This window comes from Streptomyces sp. BBFR2 (assembly GCF_044497305.1).
In the GTDB taxonomy this organism is placed as follows: Bacteria; Actinomycetota; Actinomycetes; order Streptomycetales; family Streptomycetaceae; genus Streptomyces.
The window spans coordinates 6,178,320-6,198,865 of record NZ_CP172415.1 but is presented as its reverse complement, the minus strand read 5'-3'; the positions used below and the strand labels follow the sequence as shown (position 1 = coordinate 6,198,865).

The 20,546-nt window shown below is 74.2% G+C and carries 17 protein-coding genes; 16 read left to right on the top strand and 1 reads right to left on the bottom strand.

Annotation, left to right across the window (positions count from 1 at the left end; translation table 11 throughout):
- Positions 1 to 461: 461 nt before the first annotated feature.
- From ACGH2B_RS25480 to ACGH2B_RS25470, 3 genes are read left to right on the top strand one after another with little or no spacing between them, the layout of a single operon-like run.
- Positions 462 to 1,127 (top strand): response regulator transcription factor, encoded by a 666-nt coding sequence (locus ACGH2B_RS25480; protein ID WP_399094374.1) that lies wholly within the window; start codon positions 462 to 464, stop codon positions 1,125 to 1,127.
- 32 nt (positions 1,128 to 1,159) lie between these two features.
- Positions 1,160 to 1,858: a DUF4255 domain-containing protein gene (locus ACGH2B_RS25475; RefSeq protein ID WP_399094372.1), complete on the top strand. Its 699-nt coding sequence runs from the start codon at positions 1,160 to 1,162 to the stop codon at positions 1,856 to 1,858.
- Positions 1,848 to 3,911, top strand: a complete 2,064-nt coding sequence (locus tag ACGH2B_RS25470) for an ATP-binding protein (protein WP_399094369.1) — start codon at positions 1,848 to 1,850, stop codon at positions 3,909 to 3,911. The genes ACGH2B_RS25475 and ACGH2B_RS25470 overlap by 11 nt, the downstream gene beginning before the upstream one ends.
- Before the next feature lie 79 nt (positions 3,912 to 3,990).
- On the opposite strand, the gene ACGH2B_RS25465 is transcribed toward ACGH2B_RS25470, so the two are convergent.
- Complete coding sequence (locus tag ACGH2B_RS25465) at positions 3,991 to 5,382, bottom strand: RICIN domain-containing protein (RefSeq protein WP_399094366.1); 1,392 nt, start codon at positions 5,380 to 5,382, stop codon at positions 3,991 to 3,993.
- Positions 5,383 to 5,704: 322 nt separating this feature from the next.
- On the opposite strand from ACGH2B_RS25465, the gene ACGH2B_RS25460 reads away from it, so the two are divergent.
- The 13 genes from ACGH2B_RS25460 to ACGH2B_RS25400 all read left to right on the top strand — a co-directional run bounded on the left by ACGH2B_RS25460 (position 5,705) and on the right by ACGH2B_RS25400 (position 20,493).
- The gene (locus ACGH2B_RS25460) at positions 5,705 to 7,306 is read left to right on the top strand and encodes a phage tail sheath family protein (RefSeq protein WP_399094363.1); all 1,602 of its coding nucleotides are present in this window, start codon (positions 5,705 to 5,707) and stop codon (positions 7,304 to 7,306) included.
- A gap of 121 nt (positions 7,307 to 7,427) precedes the next feature.
- Positions 7,428 to 7,871 (top strand): phage tail protein, encoded by a 444-nt coding sequence (locus tag ACGH2B_RS25455; RefSeq protein WP_143944641.1) that lies wholly within the window; start codon positions 7,428 to 7,430, stop codon positions 7,869 to 7,871.
- Complete coding sequence (locus ACGH2B_RS25450) at positions 7,871 to 8,371, top strand: hypothetical protein (RefSeq protein ID WP_399094360.1); 501 nt, start codon at positions 7,871 to 7,873, stop codon at positions 8,369 to 8,371. The genes ACGH2B_RS25455 and ACGH2B_RS25450 overlap by 1 nt, the downstream gene beginning before the upstream one ends.
- Entirely contained in the window at positions 8,368 to 8,526 is a 159-nt protein-coding gene (locus ACGH2B_RS25445) for a DUF6760 family protein (RefSeq protein WP_345091290.1), read from the top strand. The genes ACGH2B_RS25450 and ACGH2B_RS25445 overlap by 4 nt, the downstream gene beginning before the upstream one ends.
- Before the next feature lie 2,735 nt (positions 8,527 to 11,261).
- On the top strand, positions 11,262 to 12,248 hold the full coding sequence (locus tag ACGH2B_RS25440; protein ID WP_399094357.1) for a hypothetical protein: 987 nt from the start codon (positions 11,262 to 11,264) through the stop codon (positions 12,246 to 12,248).
- A 51-nt stretch (positions 12,249 to 12,299) separates the two neighbouring features.
- Positions 12,300 to 12,737 carry a phage tail protein gene (locus ACGH2B_RS25435; protein WP_399094354.1) on the top strand — a complete coding sequence of 146 codons (438 nt, stop codon included), beginning with the start codon at positions 12,300 to 12,302 and terminating at the stop codon, positions 12,735 to 12,737.
- The gene (locus ACGH2B_RS25430) at positions 12,737 to 13,468 is read left to right on the top strand and encodes a peptidase M23 (RefSeq protein WP_399094352.1); all 732 of its coding nucleotides are present in this window, start codon (positions 12,737 to 12,739) and stop codon (positions 13,466 to 13,468) included. The genes ACGH2B_RS25435 and ACGH2B_RS25430 overlap by 1 nt, the downstream gene beginning before the upstream one ends.
- On the top strand, positions 13,465 to 15,402 hold the full coding sequence (locus ACGH2B_RS25425; protein ID WP_399094349.1) for a VgrG-related protein: 1,938 nt from the start codon (positions 13,465 to 13,467) through the stop codon (positions 15,400 to 15,402). The genes ACGH2B_RS25430 and ACGH2B_RS25425 overlap by 4 nt, the downstream gene beginning before the upstream one ends.
- Entirely contained in the window at positions 15,402 to 15,860 is a 459-nt protein-coding gene (locus ACGH2B_RS25420; RefSeq protein WP_399094346.1) for a GPW/gp25 family protein, read from the top strand. The genes ACGH2B_RS25425 and ACGH2B_RS25420 overlap by 1 nt, the downstream gene beginning before the upstream one ends.
- A complete protein-coding gene (locus ACGH2B_RS25415) occupies positions 15,860 to 17,818 on the top strand; it encodes a putative baseplate assembly protein (RefSeq protein WP_399094343.1) in 1,959 nt (652 codons plus the stop codon). Before ACGH2B_RS25420 ends, ACGH2B_RS25415 begins: the two co-directional genes overlap by 1 nt.
- Positions 17,815 to 18,387 (top strand): phage tail protein, encoded by a 573-nt coding sequence (locus ACGH2B_RS25410; RefSeq protein ID WP_399094340.1) that lies wholly within the window; start codon positions 17,815 to 17,817, stop codon positions 18,385 to 18,387. Before ACGH2B_RS25415 ends, ACGH2B_RS25410 begins: the two co-directional genes overlap by 4 nt.
- Positions 18,384 to 19,715 carry an NADase-type glycan-binding domain-containing protein gene (locus tag ACGH2B_RS25405; protein ID WP_399094337.1) on the top strand — a complete coding sequence of 444 codons (1,332 nt, stop codon included), beginning with the start codon at positions 18,384 to 18,386 and terminating at the stop codon, positions 19,713 to 19,715. The genes ACGH2B_RS25410 and ACGH2B_RS25405 overlap by 4 nt, the downstream gene beginning before the upstream one ends.
- Before the next feature lie 196 nt (positions 19,716 to 19,911).
- The gene (locus ACGH2B_RS25400) at positions 19,912 to 20,493 is read left to right on the top strand and encodes a TerD family protein (RefSeq protein ID WP_399094334.1); all 582 of its coding nucleotides are present in this window, start codon (positions 19,912 to 19,914) and stop codon (positions 20,491 to 20,493) included.
- The last annotated feature ends 53 nt before the right edge of the window (positions 20,494 to 20,546 follow it).

The window sequence follows — 20,546 nt, the reverse complement described above, 5'->3', positions numbered from 1 at the left end:
GGCGGCATTTCCCCGCCGGTTCACCGATTCACCGCAAACTTCGGACAAAAAGTGAAGGCGTGCACACCTTCGGCAGCACGATCACCTTTCCCTCGAAAACGCAATTCCGCGTCCGGAGGGAACGGGAGGTCGCACGGGGCACATCTCCTGCCGGAAACCCCGGAGTGCTCCCTGTGCGCCGGGGTCACAATTCGCCAGATGACCTAATTTAACCCAATGGTTCAGGGCCGTTACCGTCGCCCGCGCACCGCCGACACCTGCGGAAACGTGATCGGTTCACTGTCGGGCCGTACTTTTCTTCGACAATTGCGTCACAGGTGGATCGCGTGTGCAACCATCCCCGTCTCCCCCTTCATCTCTCCGTCTGATACCACATCAAGTGACGTCATCGTGAGGACACGGATCGGCCGCTGCGGAAATACCTCCGTACCGGCGCGGCGATCGGCACGGGAGGACAGCAATTGCGCGGCTCATTCAGGACAGCCGTGGAGGAACCCGCACAGCGCATTCCCGTTGTGGTGCACGCACCGGATCCCATCTCCCGGGAAGGGACCATCAGCCAACTGCGCCGCCACGCCATGATCGACCTCGTCGACGAGGCGACCGCGCAGCAGTCGGGCGGCGTCGCGGTGCTGCTCACCGAGTCCCTCGACGAGACCATGCTCGGCTGGCTGCGGCGGCTGGTGCGCAGCGACGGACTGCACGCCGTCCTCGTGGTGAGTCTGATCCGCGAGGCGGAGCTGCTGGACATCATCGAATGCGGGGTCGGCGCCATCGTCTGGCGCCGGGAGGCCACCGGCAACCGGCTCCTCCAGGCGGTCATCGCCGCCTCCCGGGGCGACGGTGACCTCCCCGCCGATCTGCTCGGACGGCTGCTGAGCCAGGTGGGTTCGCTCCGTCCGGGCACGCTCGGTGTCCCCGGCGTCCGTCCCTCGGGGCTCTCCCAGCGCGAGGTCGACGCGCTGCGGCTGGTCGCGGAGGGGATGGACACCGGCGAGATCGCCCGGAAGCTGGCGTACTCCGAACGCACCGTCAAGAACATCATGCAGGGGCTGACGACCCGTCTGAACCTGCGCAACCGCGCGCACGCCGTGGCCTACGCGCTGCGCGAGGGCTACATCTCGTGAGGGCCGTACGCGGCCGACTGGAGCGACACTGAATGATCCACGAAGTGGACGAGGTCATCGAAGGGCTGCTGACCGGCGGGGTGCTCGCCGGCACCGGCATCGAGATAGCCTTCGACGCGCCGACCCGCACCTGGGCGTCCCGGCGCAACTCCCCCACCCTCAACGCCTACCTGTACGACATCCGCGAGGACACCGGGCGGCGTGAGGGCGGCACCATGCCGGTACGGGACGAGCGGGGCGCCGTGGTCCGCCGCCGGCGCCCGCCGCGCTGGTTCCGGCTGTCGTACCTCGTCACCGCCTGGACGAAGCGGCCGCAGGACGAACACCGGCTGCTGTCGGCGGCCCTCGCCTCGATGCTCCCGCACGAGCTGCTGCCGCCCGATCGGCTGCCGCGCGCGCTGGCGGCGCTCGGGCTGAGCGTGCCGCTCGTCGTCGGCGCCACACCGGGCGACGCCCGCTCCCGCGCCGAACTGTTCTCCGCGCTCGGCGGGGAGCTGAAACCCTCCGTCGACCTCATGCTGACCGTGCCGTTCCCAGGCTTCCCCGAGTACGACGCGGGACCGCCGGTCACCGAGGGCGCGGTGGTCTCCGCACGGGAGCTGGACGGTCCCCTCGCGGACGCGCCCCGCGCACACCAGGAACGCCACCTCAAGGACGTGGCGCGGCCCGCGTCCCCCGCCGCACGGCCCGACGCCGGCGCCGACGCCGCGGAGGCGCCCGGTGAGCGGTGACATCCCCGCCGGCGGCGGCCCGGCGCGGACGCTGGCCGGGCGGCTGGCCGCGCTGCACGAGCGGACCGCCGCGCTGGTCACCCGGCGCAGCGCCGACGACCCGACGGCCGACGACCCGCTGCGCGGCCTGTACCTCTCCGACGACGCGGTGCGGCACCGGCTGCACCGCGCGGACGGGGCCGATGTCCCGTCAGCGGAGTGGGCGGAGCCGGAGCCGGCGGACGGCGCGGAGCCCGGCGACCGGCTGGCGGTCCTCGCCCGGCGCCTGGGGCTGACCCCGCTGGACGCCACCGTCCTGCTCATCGCCCTCGCCCCCGACCTTGACCGCGGTTTCGAGCCGCTGTACGCGTACCTCAACGACGACGTCAGCCGGCGGCGCGCCACCACGGGGCTCGCCCTCGACCTGTGCGGGCTGCTCGCGCCGGACGCCGCGGGCGCCGCCGCGCGGGCCCGCTTCCACCCCTCGGCGCCGCTGTCCGCGTACGGCCTGCTGCACATCGAGGAGACCGACCGGCCGTTCCTCGGCCGGTCGCTCCGCGTCCCGGACCGGGTCGCCGCCCATCTGCTGGGCGACGCCACCCCGGACGCCGCGCTCGCCGGGTACGTCACGGAGCTGCCCGGCGACGCGGCCGACGCGGCGCCCGATCCGGCCGATCAGCTCGGCGCGCTGCTCGCGGCGGGCCCGGCCACCGTCTATCTGCGCGAGCACCGCGAGGGCGACGGGCTGGCGCGCGCCGTGGCCGCACTGCGGGCCGCGGGCCGTGCGGCGCTGCACTACACGCCGCCCGCCGCGCCGCGCGGGCAGCAGCCGTCCGAGCCCGGCGCGGCGCCGGACGGCCGGGGCCCGGTGGCGGCGCTCCTGCGGGAGGCCCGGCTGCGGGACCACGCCGTCGTCGTCTCCCCGCTGCCGGACGAACCGGGGCCGCTGATCAGGGAGTTGACGGCGGTTGACGTCCCGGTGCTGCTGTGCGGGAAGCGGCCGTACGACCCGCTGTGGTGCGCGCACGATCCGCTGGTGCTCCAGGCGCCGCGGACCCGGGCGGGCGCGGTGGACGCCTGGGAGGCGGCGCTCGGCGCGGACGCCGCCGCGCCGGACCTCGACCTGGCGGTGACGGTCGCCCCGTACCACCTCGACGAGGACCGGATCCGGCGGGCGGCCGCCGCCGCGCGGGCGCTGGCCGCGCTGGAGGGCACCGCGCTGAGCGCCGCGCATCTGCGGCACGCCGCCCGGCAGCAGTCGGCGTCCGGTCTGGAGCGGCACGCCCGGCGGATCCGTCCGGACGTCGGCTGGGGCGATCTGGTGCTGCCGGACGGCCCGCTCGGACAACTGCGGGAGCTGGCGCTGCGCGCCCGCCACCGTGACCGGGTCCTGGGCGACTGGCGGCTGAGCGCGGGCGGCGGCCGGGGCCGGGGTGTGCTGGCACTCTTCGCCGGGGACTCCGGTACCGGCAAGACGCTGTCGGCGGAGGTGGTCGCCGCCGATCTCGGCCTGGACCTCTACGTCGTCCAACTCTCCTCCGTCGTCGACAAGTTCGTCGGCGAGACCGAGAAGAACCTGGAGCGGATCTTCACCGAGGCGGACCGCACCGACGCGGTGCTGCTCTTCGACGAGGCCGACGCCGTCTTCGGCAAGCGGTCGGAGGTGAAGGACGCGCACGACCGGTACGCCAACATGGAGAGCGCCTATCTGCTCCAGCGGCTGGAGGCGTTCGACGGCATCGCCCTGCTGACCACCAACCTGCGGGCCAACATCGACGACGCGTTCACCCGGCGTCTGGACCTGGTGGTCGACTTCCCGTTCCCGGACGCCGACCAGCGGCTGGCGCTGTGGCGGCACAGCCTGGCGCACGTACCGTGCGCGGACGGCATCGATCCGGGGCGGTGCGCCCGGGAGTTCGAGCTGTCCGGCGGTTCGATCCGCAGCGCGGTGGTCACCGCCGCGTACGCCGCCGCCGGGCGCGGTGAACCGGTCACCGACGCCGATCTGCTGACCGGCGCCCGCCGTGAGTACCGCAAGGGCGGGCGGCTGGTGCTGGACGACGCCGGCTGGTGAGGACGCCCGCCCCCTACGGAAGGGCCCGCAGTTCCCGGGGAACTGCGGGCCCTTCCGTCCACGGCTCAGAACTCACGGCTCACGGCTTGTCGATGATCCAGCCCTGGTCGTCGTCCTTGGAGCAGTCGAAGAGGGTGAGCGGCAGCCGGTCGGCCATGTCCTCGCCCTTGTTGTGGTAGCCGTAGACGTCCAGGCAGAGGCCGCCGCTGTTGTAGTTGTGGACCCACCACAGGCGGGTGCCCTCGATCTGCTCCAACCACCAGCCCTGGTTGCCGTCCCGCGACCCCCGGCAGGCGGACTCGATCAGCTTCGTGCCCTTGCCCGCCGCGTCCCGGCCCGGCAGATCCATGCAGTAGCCGTCCTTGACGTTGCGGAGCTGGAAGAGGTTGTGCCCGTCGGGGCCCGCGCCCTTGCCACCCGGCAGCAGCTCGAAGCTCCAGATCTGGTTGTCATCGGCGGGCACGTTGTTGCAGGTGAACTGCCAGACCGGGCCGCCCAGCTTCCCCCGCCCGGCGTCGGGCAGGTCGGCGCATTTCTGCGTGGCGCCGTTGCGCAGCAGCACATTGCGGAACCGCGCGTTCGGGTCCGGCTTCGGCTTGTTCCCGCCGCCACCGTCGCCGCCCTGGTCCTTCTTCGGATCCTCCGTGGGCTGCTGCGGCGTCGGCTGGGCGGGCGCCGACGGCTGGATGGTGTGCCCCGTCTGGTCGGGGGTCTTGTCCTGCGCCTTGGTGAGCACCTCCGGCTTGTACGTCAGCCAGATCATCACGAACGCGATGGCGAGCCCCAGCAGCAGGCTGAACAGCACGCCGAGCCAGCGCGGCAGCAGCCCGGGCTGGAGGTACGTACCGCGTACCGGCAGCGGTTCGGCGCCGGAGCGCTGCACCGAAAGGGTGTAGGGCCGGGACTGCGCCGCGCCGGCCCAGATGATCTGCCGCGGCTTGAGCGTGGTCTTCAAGAACGCCGCGCGCCCCGGCTCGATCTGCACGTTCGCCGGGTTGATCTCGTACGACAACTGATCGCTGTTGTCGTGTCCGCTGACGGACGCGGTGAGCTTGACGTTGCCGAGGTTGTCGATGGCGAGCCGCGGACGGCCGCGGAACCGGCCGGTGACGTTCGTGGGGACGAGTTCGGCGCGGACCTCGCTGAACGGGGTGACGGTGATGTTGCCCTCGGGGACGGTGGTGGCCTCGGGGAACTCCGTCGGGATGATCTGCACACCGTACGGGTGGGGGCCCGCGGCGGCGTCGGGGGTGCGCGGCGGAGCGAAGGTCAGCTCCACGGTGCCCGTGGTGCCCGGGTAGAGCCGCAGGGTCCCGGGCTCGACGGTCGTCCAGGGCGCCAGATCGCCCACCGGTACGCAACGGTATTCGTCGACGACGTCGCCGGTGTTGCGCAGCCGTAGCCGCACGGTGGTGCTGCCGCCCGGGTCCACGGTGGTCGAGGCGGGTTCGAGAGAGGTCCACAGGCTCATACGGCGACCGTATGGCGAGGCCGGGGGGCGTGTCGCAGGACTGGGGGCACGGTCGGCTGCCCCTAGGGACCGGGTCGGCTGCCCTCGGGGCCCGCACGGGGTGCACCCGCGCCCCGGGGCTGCCCGGGAAGCGGGCCCACCGCAGGTCAACGGGGGCCTCACGCCGCGTCCGACGACCCGATGTGCGGGCCCCGGCTGCCCGTTGGGGCATCGGCGCTGCCCCCGCTACGGCCCCGACGGACCTTCCGGACTCCGCGAGGCCACGGCAACAGTGGCGTACTCCACCGTCATACGGTTGTCGTACCCCGAGGAGAACCAGCGCATGCCGTCGTATCTGTCGCCCGGCGTCTACGTCGAGGAGGTCGCCAGTGGCTCCCGCCCGATCGAGGGGGTCGGGACGTCCGTGGCGGCCTTCGTGGGCCTGGCGCCCACGGGGCCTTTGAACGAACCGACTCTGGTCACCAACTGGTCCCAGTACGTGGCCGCCTTCGGCGAGTTCACCGACGGCTACTACCTCGCCCACTCGGTGTACGGGTTCTTCAACAACGGCGGTTCGGCCGCCTACGTGGTGCGGGTCGGCGGCGCCGCTGACGGCGCGCAGGGCTCCGCCGCGCCCGCCGCGGTGCCGGCCGCCGCCGCGCCCGCCGAGCTGACGCCGGGTGAGCCCACCGCCCTGGGCACCTTCGCGGTCCGGGCGCTGGCGTCCGGCACCGGTGGCGGCGCGCTCAGCGTCGAGGTCGCCGACCCGGAGGGTGAGGGACCCGCCGAGCGGTTCCGGCTGCTGGTCAAGGACGGCGACAAGGTCGCCGAGACCTTCGACGTCAGTGCCAAGAAGAGCACCCGCAACTACGTCGTCACGCAGGTCAAGGAACGCTCCAAGCTGATCACCGTGCTGGAGGCGGCGCCCTCGTCCCAGCTCGCGCGGCCCGACAACCAGACGGTGGAGCTGGCGCGGCCCGTCCAGACGCCGGCGGCTCCGGCGCCCGCCGCCCCGGGCGCGGTCCCGGCCGTCCACCCCGGCCCCGCCGAGTACCTCGGTGACTCCGCCGACCGCACCGGCTTCGGTGGTCTGGAGGCGGTCGACGAGATCTCGATGGTCGCCGTTCCCGACCTGATGGCCGCCTACCAGCGGGGCGCCATCGGCCTGGAGGAGGTCAAGGCCGTTCAGCTCGGTCTGATCGCCCACTGCGAGCTGATGGGTGACCGCGTCGCCGTCATCGACCCGCCGCCCGGCCTCAACGCCCGGGACATCCGGGTGTGGCGCCAGGACACGGCGGGCTACGACTCGAAGTACGCCGCGGTGTACTACCCGTGGATCAAGGTCTTCGACCCGGCGTCCGGTCAGGCGCGGATGGTTCCGCCGAGCGGTCACGTCTCCGGCATCTGGGCGCGCAACGACTTCGAGCGCGGTGTGCACAAGGCCCCGGCCAACGAGGTCGTGCGCGGCGCCGTCGATCTGGAGACCCAGATCACCCGCGGTGAGCAGGACCTGCTCAACCCGGTCGGCGTCAACTGCATCCGGGCGTTCCCCGGCCGCGGTATCCGCGTGTGGGGTGCCCGCACCCTCTCCTCCGACCCGGCCTGGCGCTACATCAACATCCGCCGGTACTTCAACTACCTGGAGGAGTCGATCCTGATCGGCACCCAGTGGGTGGTGTTCGAGCCCAACGACGAGGCGCTGTGGGCCCGGATCCGGCGGAACGTCTCCGCGTTCCTCGTCAACGAGTGGCGTAACGGCGCCCTGTTCGGCTCCCGGCCGGAGGACGCCTTCTACGTGAAGTGTGACGCCGAGACCAACACCACCGAGTCGGTCGACCTCGGCCGGGTCATCTGCGAGATCGGCATCGCGCCGGTCAAGCCCGCCGAGTTCGTGATCTTCCGGCTGGCGCAGTTCTCCAGCGGCAGCGGCGAGCTGGAGGAGTAGGGCCGCCGGGGGCGGGGCGTGGCCCCGGGCCACGCCCCGCCCCGTTCACACCTGACCGTTCCGTTTTCCGGGGGTCCGGCATCCGCGCCGGTGTCCCCCGGCCCAGCACAGAGAGCGACCCATGAGTCTGCAGCCCGGTGATTCCCTCACCTCACACAATTTCGGCCTCCAGATCGACGGCGTCATGGTCGAGTACCTCCAGGAGGTCAGCGGCCTGAGCATCGAGCAGGACGTGATCGAGTACCAGCAGGTCTCCAGCCAGGGCAAGCCCGTCACGAAGAAGCTGCCGGGCGTGAAGAAGGCCGGCACCTGCACGGTCGTGCGCGGTATGACGCAGTCCGCGGCGTTCAACCAGTGGATCACCCAGTCCGTCAACGGTCAGATGTCGACGGCGCGGAAGAACGCCACGATCATGGTCATGGACTACATGAACACCCCGGTCAAGCGCTACAACATGCGCAACGCCTGGTGCAGCAAGGTCGACACCTCCACCGTCAAGGCCGGTGAGGCGTCCGCGCTGACCGAGACCGTGACCATCACCTTCGAAGAACTGGTCATCGAGTAATGCGCCGTACGGCCTCCCGGCCCGCGGCCGTTCCCGACCCGGCCGCCGCACCCGCGGCGCCGGGCGGGGACCCCGCGGCGCCCGCCCCCACCGCGGCACCGGCCCCCGCGCCCGCCGCCGAACGGGCACCGCTGCGCACCGAGTTCGAGTTCGAGCTGCCGCGCGGTTACGTCGACGACGCGGGTGTGGTGCACCGCACCGGTTCGATGCGGCTGGCGACGGCCCGCGACGAACTGGTGCCGCTGCGGGACATCAGGGTCCAGGAGAACCCGGCGTATCTGTCGGTGGTGCTGCTGGGCCGCGTCATCACCCGGCTCGGCACGCTGCACCAGGTGCACGACGGGATCGTGGAGAACATGTTCGCCTCCGACCTGGCGTTCCTCCAGGACTTCTACCGGCAGGTCAACGCGGAGGGGCACACCCGGGCCGGGGTGACCTGCCCGCACTGCGAGCAGCCGTTCGAGGTGGAGCTGGGCGGGAGCCGCCTGGGGGAATCGTGACGTACGCGGCCGACCGTATCCACGCGGAGATCGCGTACGTCGCCTACCACTTCCACTGGAGCCTGGAGGACATCCTGGACCTCGAACACGGGGACCGCCGCCGGTACGCCGACGAGATCGCCGCGCTGGTCAACCGCGCGGCGGCGGAGGGCTGATGGGACTTCTCGACAGGCTGCGCGGCCGCCGCGCGGATCTCACGGACGGCGCTGCCGCCGCGTCCACCGCGTCCGCCGGCCCCACCGCCGCGGCACCGGCTCCGGCGGACGCCGCCGCGGACACCGGGCGGCCCGCCACGGCCGGCTGGTCGGCGCTGCCGCCGATCCAGCGCGCCTTCGCCGACCGGGCGGACACCGTCGCCGACCGCGGGTTCGGCCCGTCGCTGACGACGTGGCAGAACCCGTCGTTCACCGGCACCCTCACCCACGCGGTGCTCGACGGCGGGCCCGGCGGACGGATCTCGCAGCTCTCCGCCGCCCCGGTCCGCGCCGCCGGTGAACCGGCCGCCGAGGTACCGGAGTTGCCCGTCGCGGGCCCGCGTCCGGCGCCCGCGGGCGCGCCGTCCGGCACGGACGGCGCGGCGTACGACGACGCTCCGGCGGCCCCGGTCGCGGTGGCACGGGCGACGGGCCCCCAGGTCCGCCCGGTGGCCCCCGCCGCCACCCGCCCGGCGTCGCTGACGTCGGCGCCCCGCGCGCGGGCGGGCGCCGCCGGCCCCGCTCCGCGCACCGCGGTGCAGCGCCGGCAACTGCCGGTGGCCCCGCCCGGTGCGGCGGCCGCTCCGGCTGCCCGGCCCGCACCGGCGCCCCGGTCCACGCCTGTGCCCGCGAACCGCCCGGCGGCCGCGCCCCGTTCCGGTACGGACTCCGTACCGGGGCCCGGCGCGTCCGCCACGGGTGCGGACCGCGGCGGTTCCCCGGCGGGCGGGGCACACGCTCCGCTCCCGCCCGCCGCTGCCGCCCCGCCGCCCGCCGCTCCGTCGTCCGCGGCCGGTGCGCCGCCGGCGGTCCAGCGGTCGGCGCGCGCCGACCGGACGGCGCCCGGCGCACCGGCCGGTCCGGTGGCTCCCCCGGCCGGCCCCGCGCCGTCTCCGGCCGCCCCGGCTCCCGCCCGTGCCACGGGCTCCCCCGCGTCCGGTACGTCCCGCACCCCGGACGCTCCGGTCCCGTCCGGTGACGCCGCCGCGCGCCCCGCGGGTGACCGTCCGGCCGGGCTCGCCCGCCCGCTGCCCGTCGTGCAGAGGGCCCCGGCCGCCCCCACCACACCTTCCGACGCCGGAACGCCGCGGCCTGCCCGCGCCACCGGCCCTGTCGGCGCGCCCCTCCGGCCCGGGGCCGGCGGTACGTCCGGTACGCCGGGCGGTGCGGCGCGTTCCGGCGCGTCCGCGCGTCCGGGTGCTCCGGCGTCCGGCTCCGGCTCCGGCTCCGGCTCCGACCGGGGTGCGGCACCGGGTGCGGCCTCCGCCGCCGGTCCCGCGTCCGCCCCGTCGCCGTCCTCGCCTCCGTCCGGTTCCGCCCCGGCGTCGGATGCCGGGGCGCGGAAGGGGCTCGGGGCGCCGGTGAGCACCGGGGCGTCCGATGCCGTTCCCGTCTCCCGTGCCACGGGAGTGCCCCGTGACCCCGGTACGCGACCGACCGGCGGACCGGCGGCGGGCGGCGACCGTCCGCTGACGGTCGCCCGCGCCCTGGCCGCGCCCGACGCGTCGCGTACGACGGGGAACGCCGCGTCCACGATGCCCCGCACTCCGGAGGGCTCCGGAGCGGGCCCGGCTGCCCGGGCACCCGGCGGCCCGGCCGCGCCGTCTTCCCGGCCCGCGGCGTCCGCGTCCCCGTCCGCCCCGTCGGGTCCCGGCGCCCCGTCGGGCCGGGCGGCTTCCGGTACGCCCGTGACCCCCGCCGCCGGACCGGTCTCCTCCGGTACCGGTACGCCCGTGGTGCAGCGCAGCGCAGCGAGCGGCACCCCGCGCCCGGGACTGGGCGCGCCCCGTGCCACGCGGCCGTCGGCCGCCTCCGGTACACCCGCCGCACCGGCGCCGTCCGGCGCTCCCGTGCAGAAGCGGCCGGACCCGTCCGGCGCACCGGCGCCGCAGGCACCCGCGGCACCGGCCGCTCCGGCGCCGTCCGCACCGTCCGCCGGGGCACCGCCCGTGACTCCGGCGGCACCGGCGTCCGCACGCCCGGCGCCGCGTACGGCCGCTGCTCCGGATGCGGTGGCCCCCTCGGCGCAGGCCCGCCCGGCCTCCGGCAACTCCGCTTCCCCGACCGCCTCTTCGCCGCCCGCGCCGGGGGCGTCCGCCTCCGCGGGTCCGGTCCTGCCGGTGTCCCGGCGTACCGCGCCGTCGCCGTCCGGAGCCGGGGAGTCCCGGCGGCGCCCGCTGCTGGGTGCCCCGCTGACCACTCCGCCGAAGGCCGGGACGAAGCTGACCGGCCCGACGACGGGTACCCCTGCCGTACCGCACCGCGCACCCGGGGCCCCGGGCTCCGCGGCCACGTCTCCGGCCCGTCCGGGGAGCGGCTCCGCGCCGGTGCAGCGTGCCGTCCCCGTGGGGCGGCCCGAGGCGGCCCGGCCGTCCGGCGCGGGCCCGGTGCCCATGGAGAGCGGGCGGCCCCCGGGGGACGCGTCGCGTTCCTCGGTGACGGCGCCGGTCGCCCGCGCCGTGTCCGGCACGACGCCGCCCGCCGTCCGCACCGCGCCGTCGGAGCCGGTGGGCCCGGCGGCACCGGTGACGGCGCCCGCGGAGCCGACCGCGCCTGTCGTGCGTCCGGACGCGGCGGCCGCTTCCCGTCCGGGCCCGGCAGCCGCTTCCGGCCCGTCCGCCACGCCCGCCGGTCCGGTGGCGACCCGTCCGGCCGCGGCCCTGCCGCTGGCGTCCTCACGTCCGCTGACCTCGGCCATGGCCGCTGCCGCTCCGCTCGCCGCCCCGGTGCAGCGCCGTACCGCTCCGGCGGCCGCGCCGCTGCGGAACGGCCCGGTCCCGGGCGCGCCCACCGCGCCGCTGCCGCAGCCGACGGCGGGCCGGACACCGTCGGCGCGGCCCACCGGCGGACCGGTCCCGCCGCCCGGCGCCCCGGCGCCCGTGCCCGGTGCCCCGGCGCCGGGGGGCGCGCCCGCCGCGCCCGTACAGCTTCGGCAGCTCCCGGGCGGCGCGGCGCCGCAGGTCCCGGCCGTCAGCACGGCGCTCGCCGGGCCGCGGGCCGCGGTGCGATCCGCCGGGCCGGAGCCCGCCGCCCGGCAGGCCGTGCCGCTGCGTGCGGCACCGGACGGTCCGGGCGACGCGCCGCGTCGGCCGCCGGTGCCGCTCCCGGCCGCGTCCGGTGGACGGCCGCCCGCCGTGCCCGCCGTGCAGCGGAAGGCCGCGCCGGTGACGCCGCGGCCCGCGCCCGTCGTGGCGCCGGTGCCGCCCGTCGTACCGTCCGCTGCCGGACCGGCGCCCGTGGTGCGGGCACCGGCGCAGCCGCGGACCGGTGCCGTGCCCGCCGCGCCGCCCGTCCCGGCCCCGTTCCCCGCGACCGTCCAACGCGCCCCGGAACAGGACGGGTCCTCGCAGCGGGCGCGGCTGGAGAAGGGCGGTTCCGACGCGCACGACGCGGCGAAGGCCCTGGCCGTCACCGCGAAGAGCGCGCCCGCCGAGCCGGAACGGGAGCAGGGCCGCGAGCAGCAGCCGCTGCGGACCTCCGCGCGCAACCGTCATCTGCCGAAGGAGAAGTCCGCGAAGCGGTCCGCCAAGCAGGAAGGTGGCGGATTCGACGCCCGCAACCTCACCGACGGGCAGGTCGACGAGCTGGTGCACCGGCTGGTCGGGCTGCTGATCCCCCGCCTGAAGGCCGAGTTCCGCCACGACCGGGAGCGCATCGGCAGACTCCGCGATCCGCGCCGCTGACCCGGCGCACCCCCGCTTCGCCCTCACGTCCGTACCAGAAAGGCCGCCTCGATGCCCAGCGATCTCGATCCGGGATCCACCATCTTCTTCACCCTGACCATCGACGGCGAGAGTCTGGGGTACTTCAACGGCTGTGAAGGGCTCGCCTCCGAGGTGGAGATCGAACACCACCAGGAGGGCGGCAACAACGGCTTCGTCTGGCAACTGCCGTCGCGTGTCACGTTCTCCAGCATCCGGCTGACCCGCCCGCTGACCCCGGACACCTCGAAGGTCGCCGCGTGGATCTCGTCGGTGACCACCGGGGTGCGGCGGCCCACGGCACAGATCGCGGCGTTGCGGGCGGACGGTTCGGTCGTCGCCCGCTGGGGCCTCATCGACGTGCTGCCGGTCCGCTGGCAGGGCCCGTCCCTGGACCCGGCGAGCCCGAGCGTGGCCACCGAGGTCCTGGAGATCACCCACCACGGCTTCACCGATGCGGGAGGTGCGTGATGGCACCGCGGTCCGGCGGCAAGGGCGCGGGCAAGAGCCTGGTCCGCGCCTCCCTCGCGATCCATGAACCGCCGGTCGGCGAGAGCCGGGCACCCGGCGCGCTGATCAAGACGTTCAACTTCGACTTCAACCCCTCGCAACTGGCGCTCAGTCAGCGCACCGACTGGAAGACGACGCCCGCGCCCGCCGTGCGCGACGGCGCGCTCCCGGAGTTCATCGGCTCCTACCCCCGGGACCTGAACCTGGACATCTTCCTGGACTGTTCGGACAAGCCGGACAGCAACGAGGTGCTGAAGAAGGCCGATTCGCTGCTCTTCTGCTGTGAGGTGACGAAGGCGAGCATCGCCGCGAAGCAGCCGTCGACGCCGTGGGTGATCTTCCAGTGGGGCGGGTTCTCCACCGCGCGTTTCACCGCGTACGTCTCCTCCGTCAACGTCTCGTACACGCTGTTCGGCACCACCGGGCTGCCCATCCGGGCCACCTGCCAGGTGCAGTTGAGCGAGATCCCCACGGAGACGGCGGGGCAGAACCCCACCTCGGGTGCGCTCACCGCCCGGCGGGTGCACCGGCTGGTGGCCGGTGACTCGCTGCAGTCGCTGGCGTGGCGGGAGTACGGCAACGCCGGTGCCTGGCGGGCCATCGCCACGGCCAACGGCATCGACGACCCGTCGCGGCTGTCGCCCGGCGTGGAACTGATGCTGCCCGCCGTCGAGGAGGTGACCGGCGCATGACGAAACTCGCCTACTCCAGCGTCATCCACGTCAAGATCGGCGGCTCCCCGCTGCCGAAGAAACTGCTGCCGTACCTCTCGGACGCCTGGGTGGACCTCGGCTCCGGGGTGCCCGGCGCCTTCCAGCTCACCTTCCGCGACCCGTACCGCAAACTGCTCGGGGCGGCCGGCATCAAGATCGGCACCAAGGTCGTCCTGGCGCCCGTCGCCGACGGCAAGGGCGCCCAGGACCCGCTGCTCACCGGCGAGGTGACCGCCCTGGAGACGGAGTACGACGGCACCGGTACGTTCACCCTCGTGCGCGGCTACGACCTCGGCCACCGGATGCTGCGCCAGCACCGCGTCGCGGGCTACACCCGGATGACGGCGGCGGCCATCGCCCGCAAGCTCGTCACCAAGAGCGGCATCACCATCGGCAAGATCGAGTCCACGAAGGGGACGTACGACTTCCTCACCCAGGACAACGTCTCCGACTGGGACTTCCTCTCCCGCCTCGCGGACGAGAACGAGAAGGTGATGTTCCTCGACCCGAAGGGGCGCTTCCAGTTCGTCACCCCTGACCGGGCGTCGGGCGCCCCGCCGGAGAGCACACCGGGCGACAAGAGCCCGTACGTCCTCCAGGCGGGCGTCGACATCCTGCGGTGCCGCTCTGCCGTCGCCGCCGCCGACCAGGTGCCGCGGACGGAGGCGCGCGGCTGGGACGTGCAGGGCAAGAAGGCGCTGCGGGAGCGGACGAACGCGAAGGACAACCCCGGCTTCGCCATCGGCACCACCCCGGGCAAGGCCGCCTCGGCGTTCCCGACCTCCCCGCTCGTCGAGACCAGTACGCCCTACGACCAGCAGGCGCAGGTCAAGCGGGCGGCGGACGCGCTGGCCGACGACGTCACGGCGTCCTTCGCGGAGCTGGAGGTCACCGTGCGCGGCGCGCCGAAGCTGCGGCCGGACACCCCGGTGACCCTCACCGACGTCGGCGAGCCCTTCGAGGGCAAGTACACGGCGACGGGCGTGCGGCACGTCTTCGCCTCCGGGCGGCACTACGAGACGTGGGTGACCGTCAGCGGGCGCCAGTGGCGGTCGCTGTACGGCGTGGCGTCCGGCGGCGGCACCGTCTCCTCCCGGCTGCCGTCCGTCGCCAACGCGGTCGTCACGGACGTGAAGGACCCGAAGAAGCAGGGCCGGGTCAAGCTGCGGTTCCCGTGGCTGGACGACAAGTACGTCAGCGACTGGACGCGCACCGTGCAGTGGGGCGGTGTGAAGGGCGGCAGCATCGTGCCGCTGGACGTCAAGGACGAGGTGCTGGTGGCGTTCGACCGGGGGGCGCTGGACCACCCGTACGTCATCGGCGGGCTGTACAACGGCAAGGACGAGCCGGCCAGGGGCGATGTGCCGCTGCACGACCGGCTCAGCGGGAAGGCGAGCCGGCACACCGTCGCCGACCGGGAGAACAACCGCGTCGATCTGCTCAGCCAGAAGACCGGGCTGCGCAAACGCGGGGTACGGCTGCGGACCGGGGATGACCGGCTGACCGTCGAACTCGACCGCACCAAGACACGGATCACGGTCGACAGCAAGGGCAGCGTCAGCATCACGGGCAACACGACGGTGTCCGTGGAGTCCAAGGGCAGTCTGTCCCTGCGGGCGGGCGGGGCGATGAACCTGTTCGCCGGCGGGGCGATGAGCCTCACGGCGGGCGGCGCGATGTCCGTCAAGGGCGGCGCCGACCTGGCACTCCAGGGCGGCGGCATGTTCAACCTGCACGCGGGCGGGATGGGCACGATCGACGCCGGAGGGATGCTGCACATGGCCGGCGGCGCCGACGTGAACCTGATGGCCGGCGCGCTCATGCAGATCGTCGCGACCGGCAACATGACGATCGGGGCGGCCCAGGTCATGCTCGCGGGCTACGTGACCGTCGACGGGGTACCGGTGATCTGATGCCTGAACAATTCGTCGGATCCGGCTGGTCGTTCCCGCTGCGGATCAGTCCCACCGGGGGGATCGCCCTGGTCACCGGGGAGCGGGAGGTGGAGGAGGCCATCCATCTGGTGCTGGCGACGGCGCCCGGTGAACGGCCGATGCGGCCGGAGTTCGGCTGCGCCATCCACGACATGGTCTTCGCGCCGATCAACGAGGCGACCGCCGGCCGTATCCAGCACGAGGTGCACACCAGCCTCGACCGGTGGGAGCCGCGGATCGAGGTGCACGACGTGGAGGTCTCCGCCGGTGACGAGCCGGGCGTCCTCTTCATCGACGTGCGCTACACGATCCGTGGCACCAACAACCCCCGCAACCTCGTCTTCCCCTTCTACGTCATCCCCACCCACGACGGCCCCGAGTCCGACTCCGCCTCCGGCCCCGGCTCCGGCGGCCCGTCCTCCGAAAGCGACCGCTGATGGCCCTGCCTTCCCCCAACCTCGACGACCGGCGCTTCCAGCAGTTCGTCGACGACGCCAAGCGCTACATCCAGCAGCGCGCCCCGGAGTGGACCGACCACAACGTGTCCGACCCCGGTGTGACGCTGGTGGAGACCGTCGCGCACATGGCCGACCAGATCGTCTACCGGCTCAACCGCGTCCCGGAGAAGAACCACCTCGCCTTCCTCGACCTCGTCGGCATCACGCTCTTCCCGCCGTCGGCGGCGCGGACGGACCTGACGTTCTGGCTGTCCGCGGCGCAGGACGAGCCGGTGATCGTGCCGCTGGGCACGGAGAGCGCGACGGTGCGGGCGGACAGCGAGGACGCGGTGACCTTCGCGACCGAGCGGGAGCTGACGGTGGTGCCGTCCTCGCTCGCCCACCTCGCGGTGCAGAACGAGGGGCAGCCGGTCACCGACCGGACCGACGACCTCGAAGAGGGCCAGGACCTGTTCTGCTTCACCGAGGCGCCGCGTCCGGGCGACTGCATGCTGCTCGGGCTGAGCGCCGCGGTGCCGCACTGCGCGGTGGCGCTGCGCCTCGACAGCAGGGTCGACGGTGTCGGTGTCGACCCGCGGCAGCCGCCGCTGGTGTGGGAGGCGTGGACCGCCGACGGCTGGGCGGCGTGCGAGGTCGACCAGGACACCACCGGTGGTCTCAACCGCCCCGGTGACGTGGTGCTGCACGTACCCGGCGGCCATGTGCTGTCGCGTTCGGGGCGGCACGAGGCGGGCTGGATACGCTGCCGCGTCACCGAACCGGCGTCCGGCCAGCCCTTCTACACCCTCTCCCCCACCGTGCGGTCGGCGGAGGCGTTCACGATCGGCGGCACCGTCCCGGCGGTGCACGCCGAGACGGTGCGCGACGAGACGCTCGGTGAGTCCACCGGACTGCCCGGACAGCGGCTGCGGCTGGCCCACACGCCCGTCGTCGGCGACACCCCGCCGCTCCACCTCCAGGTCGCCGAGTACGACGGCTGGGCGGACTGGGAGGTGGTACCGCACTTCGCGGCGTCCGGCCCCGGCGACCGGCATGTGACGCTGGACGCCACCACCGGGGAGATCGCGTTCGGCCCGTCGGTGCGCCAGCCCGACGGGACGCTGCGCCACTACGGCATGGTGCCGCCCAAGAGCGCCGTGATCCGGGCCCGCCGCTACCGCACCGGCGGTGGCCGCACCGGCAACGTCGCCCGGGGCGCGGTGCGCGCGCTGCGGGACTCCGTCCCGTACGTCGCCGAGGTGATCAACCGGGAGGCGGCGCACGGCGGGGTGGACGGCGAGACCGTCGAGGAGGCGCGGGCCCGCGCGCCGATCACCCTGCGGGCGCAGGACCGCGCGGTGACGCTGCGGGACTACGAGGAGCTGGCCCGGCGGGCGGCGCCGGAGACGGCCCGGATCACCTGCCTGGCGGGGGACGAGCAGGAGCACGGGGCGTACGCGGTGCGGGTGCTGGTGGTGCCGCAGGCGGTGCCGGACCCGGGCGGGCGGCTGCGGTTCGAGCAACTGGTGCCCGCGGACTCGCTGCTGGAGCGGGTGACGCGGTATCTGGACGACCGGCGGCTGATCGGCACCCGGCTCGCGGTGGGCCCGCCCTTCTACCAGGGCGTCACGGTCGTCTCGACGCTGCACGCGTTCCGGGGTGTGGACGTGGACCGGGTGCGGCGGGAGGCGCACGACGCGCTCTACCGCCACCTCGATCCGCTGACCGGCGGCGCGGACGGCACCGGCTGGCCGTTCGGGCGTCCGGTGCAGGCCGGTGAGGTGTTCGCGGTGCTCCAGCGGGTGCCGGGCGTGGAGCTGGTGGACGAGGTGCTGCTGCACCCCGCCGACCCGCTGACCGGCCGGCGCGGCGACCAGTCGGACCGTATCGATCTCGACCCCTCGTCGCTGGTGTTCTCCTTCGACCACCGGGTCCGGGTCATCGGGGACGCGTCGTGAGGGGCTCGGTCGACGGCCTTGAGTCGTCGCTGCCGCTGGGCCCGATGCTGCCGGCGGTCTTCGCGGAGGACGTGCTGGCACAGCACTTCGTCGCGGGTCTGGACGAGGTGGTGGCCCCGATCGTCAACGTCCTGGACTGCCTGGACACCTACTTCCGGCCCTCGCTGGCGCCGGCCGACTTCACCCGCTGGCTGGGCTGGTGGGTGGGGGCCGACACCGACGGCATCGACGAGAGTGACGCCGCCGGGGAGGCGTTGCTGCGGGCCGCGGTGGCCGCGGCGGCCCATCTGCACCGGATACGCGGTACCCGCCGCGGGCTGGCGGAGACGGTGCGGCTGGCGTTCGGCGTCGTACCGGAGATCTCCGAGAGCGGCGCGGCGGCGTGGAGCGCCCGCCCGCGCGGCCCGGCCCCGGGCGAGCGCCGCCCCCGGTTGCACGTCACGCTCCGGCTGCCCGCGCCGACCGCCGCGGACACCCACCGGCTGGACGCCCTCGTGGCGGCCGCCCGCCCCGCCCACATGCCGTACACCGTCGAGGTGCTGACGGCGGAAAGGACCTCACCGACATGAGCAACAGCCCGTCCTCCGGAGCCTCCGGCCAGGACGCGCGCCCCTCGGCCTGCGAACAGTGCGGTACGCCGCACGAGGCGGGACAGCCGTTCTGCGACACCTGCGGCGCCGTCCTGCGCTGGACGCCCGGCGGCGCCCGCCCGGCACCGTCCACCGCCGCGGGCCGGGCGCCGAGCGGCCCGGAAGAGGACACCGCGGACCTGCCGCCCGCCCCGGGCGGCCCGGCCGCACCCGACCGTTCGTCCGGCACCTCCGGTTCCGGACGCGAGCGGACGGCCGGGAGCGCCGGGTCCTCCGGCACCGGTGGTACGGCGGGTTCCGCCGGCACCGGCGGCACCGGCGGCACGGCAGGGACCGGCGGTACAGCGGGTTCCTCCGGGACCGGCGGCACCACGGGGTCCGAGTCCGGTTCCGCCTCCGGTACCGGTGATGCGTCCGAGGACGAGCGGGCGCGTGCCCGCGCGTTGCTCGTGCCGGTCGACGATCCGCAGGGTGAGCAGGAGCGGTCGTCCGTGGCGCCGGTGTTGCCGGGGCAGCCGGTCGCGCAGCGGCCGCAGGTCCGGGCACCGGGTGAGTACCAGACCGTGGACGGGGTGGCCTGTCCCTGGTGCGGTACGCCCAACCGGCCGGACCGGCACTTCTGCTGCCGCTGTGCGATGCGGATGGCGTCGTCCCCGGAGGGCCCGGTGCGGCTGCCGTGGTGGCGGCGGCTGTTCGACCGCCGCAACCGTGAGCAGCCGTGGGCCGGGGACCGGCCGCGGCTGCGCTGGCAGCTCGGGCGCATCCTGCGGTGGCTGGTCATGGCCGCGGCGGCCGGCCTCGTCGTGTTCGGGCTGTTCCACGTCGACGAGGGCGTCCAGGCGGTCAAGGACCACTTCGCCAAGCGGGCGCTGGTGAACCCGGCGACCTCCACCGCGTCCCGTTCGTTCGCCAAGCACGGCCCGGACCAGGCGTTCGACCCGTTCAGCAACACCTGGTGGGGCCCCGGGGTCTCGCCGGGGACCGGGAACTGGCTGGAGGCGAAGTTCTCCGACCCGGTGCGGCTGCTGGACATCGGCATCACGCCCGGTGAGTCCGGCCACGCCGAGGCGCTCACCAAGTCGGCGCAGCCGCACAAGATCACGGCGCTGATCACCATGGACAACGGCCACACCGAGACCCGGGTCATCAACCTCGACCAGGGCAGCGGTTTCCAGCACCAGGCGTTCCGGTACGGGAACGTGATCAAGGTGCGGCTCACCGTGGACACGGCGTACGGGACCGGTCCGGACAAGCAGGTGGCGATCGCCGCGGTCGAGTTCTTCGGCCCGTCGAACAGCCAGAGGTGACGGCGGCGGCGCGCGGGGTCCGTCCGGGAACGGGCGGGCCCCGCGCGCCGCTCCGTCGCCGGGCCCGTGCGCACCGTCCCCGCTTTCTCTACAGTGCTGTAGATTCTGGGTTTCCGCAGCCGGGCCGGCGCGCCCGCGGCACGCCCGTCGTCCGGTGGGCACCGCCCGGCCCACCGCCACGACAGAGGAACATCAGATGTCCGTAAACCTGAGCAAGGGCCAGAAGATCAGCCTGAGCAAGTCCGACGGCGGCGCGCTCACCCTCGTGCGCATGGGCCTGGGCTGGCAGGCCGCGGGCCGCAAGGGGTTCTGGGCCAAGCTCACCGCCAAGGAGATCGACCTGGACGCCTCGGCGGTCCTCTTCGCCGGTCAGCAGCCCGTCGACGTCGTCTTCTTCCAGCATCTGATCAGCGACGACGGTTCGGTGCGGCACACCGGTGACAACCGCGTGGGCGGCGCCGGGCAGGGCGGTGACGACGAGTCGATCCTGGTGGACCTGGGGCAGGTGCCGGCCAACGTCGACCAGATCGTCTTCACCGTCAACTCCTTCACCGGGCAGACGTTCCAGGAGGTGCGGAACGCCTTCTGCCGCCTGGTCGACGAGACCACCGGTCAGGAGCTGGCGCGCTACACCCTCGACGGCGGCGGTGAGCACACCGCGCAGATCATGGCCAAGGTGTACCGCTCGGACCAGGGCTGGCAGATGGCCGCCCTCGGCTCCCCCGCCCACGGCCGCACCTTCCAGGACCTGATCCCGGCCATCGCCTCGCACCTGTGACCCGCGCGCCGCACCCGGTACGCCGGGTGCGGCGCCCCGGACGCGGTGCGGTC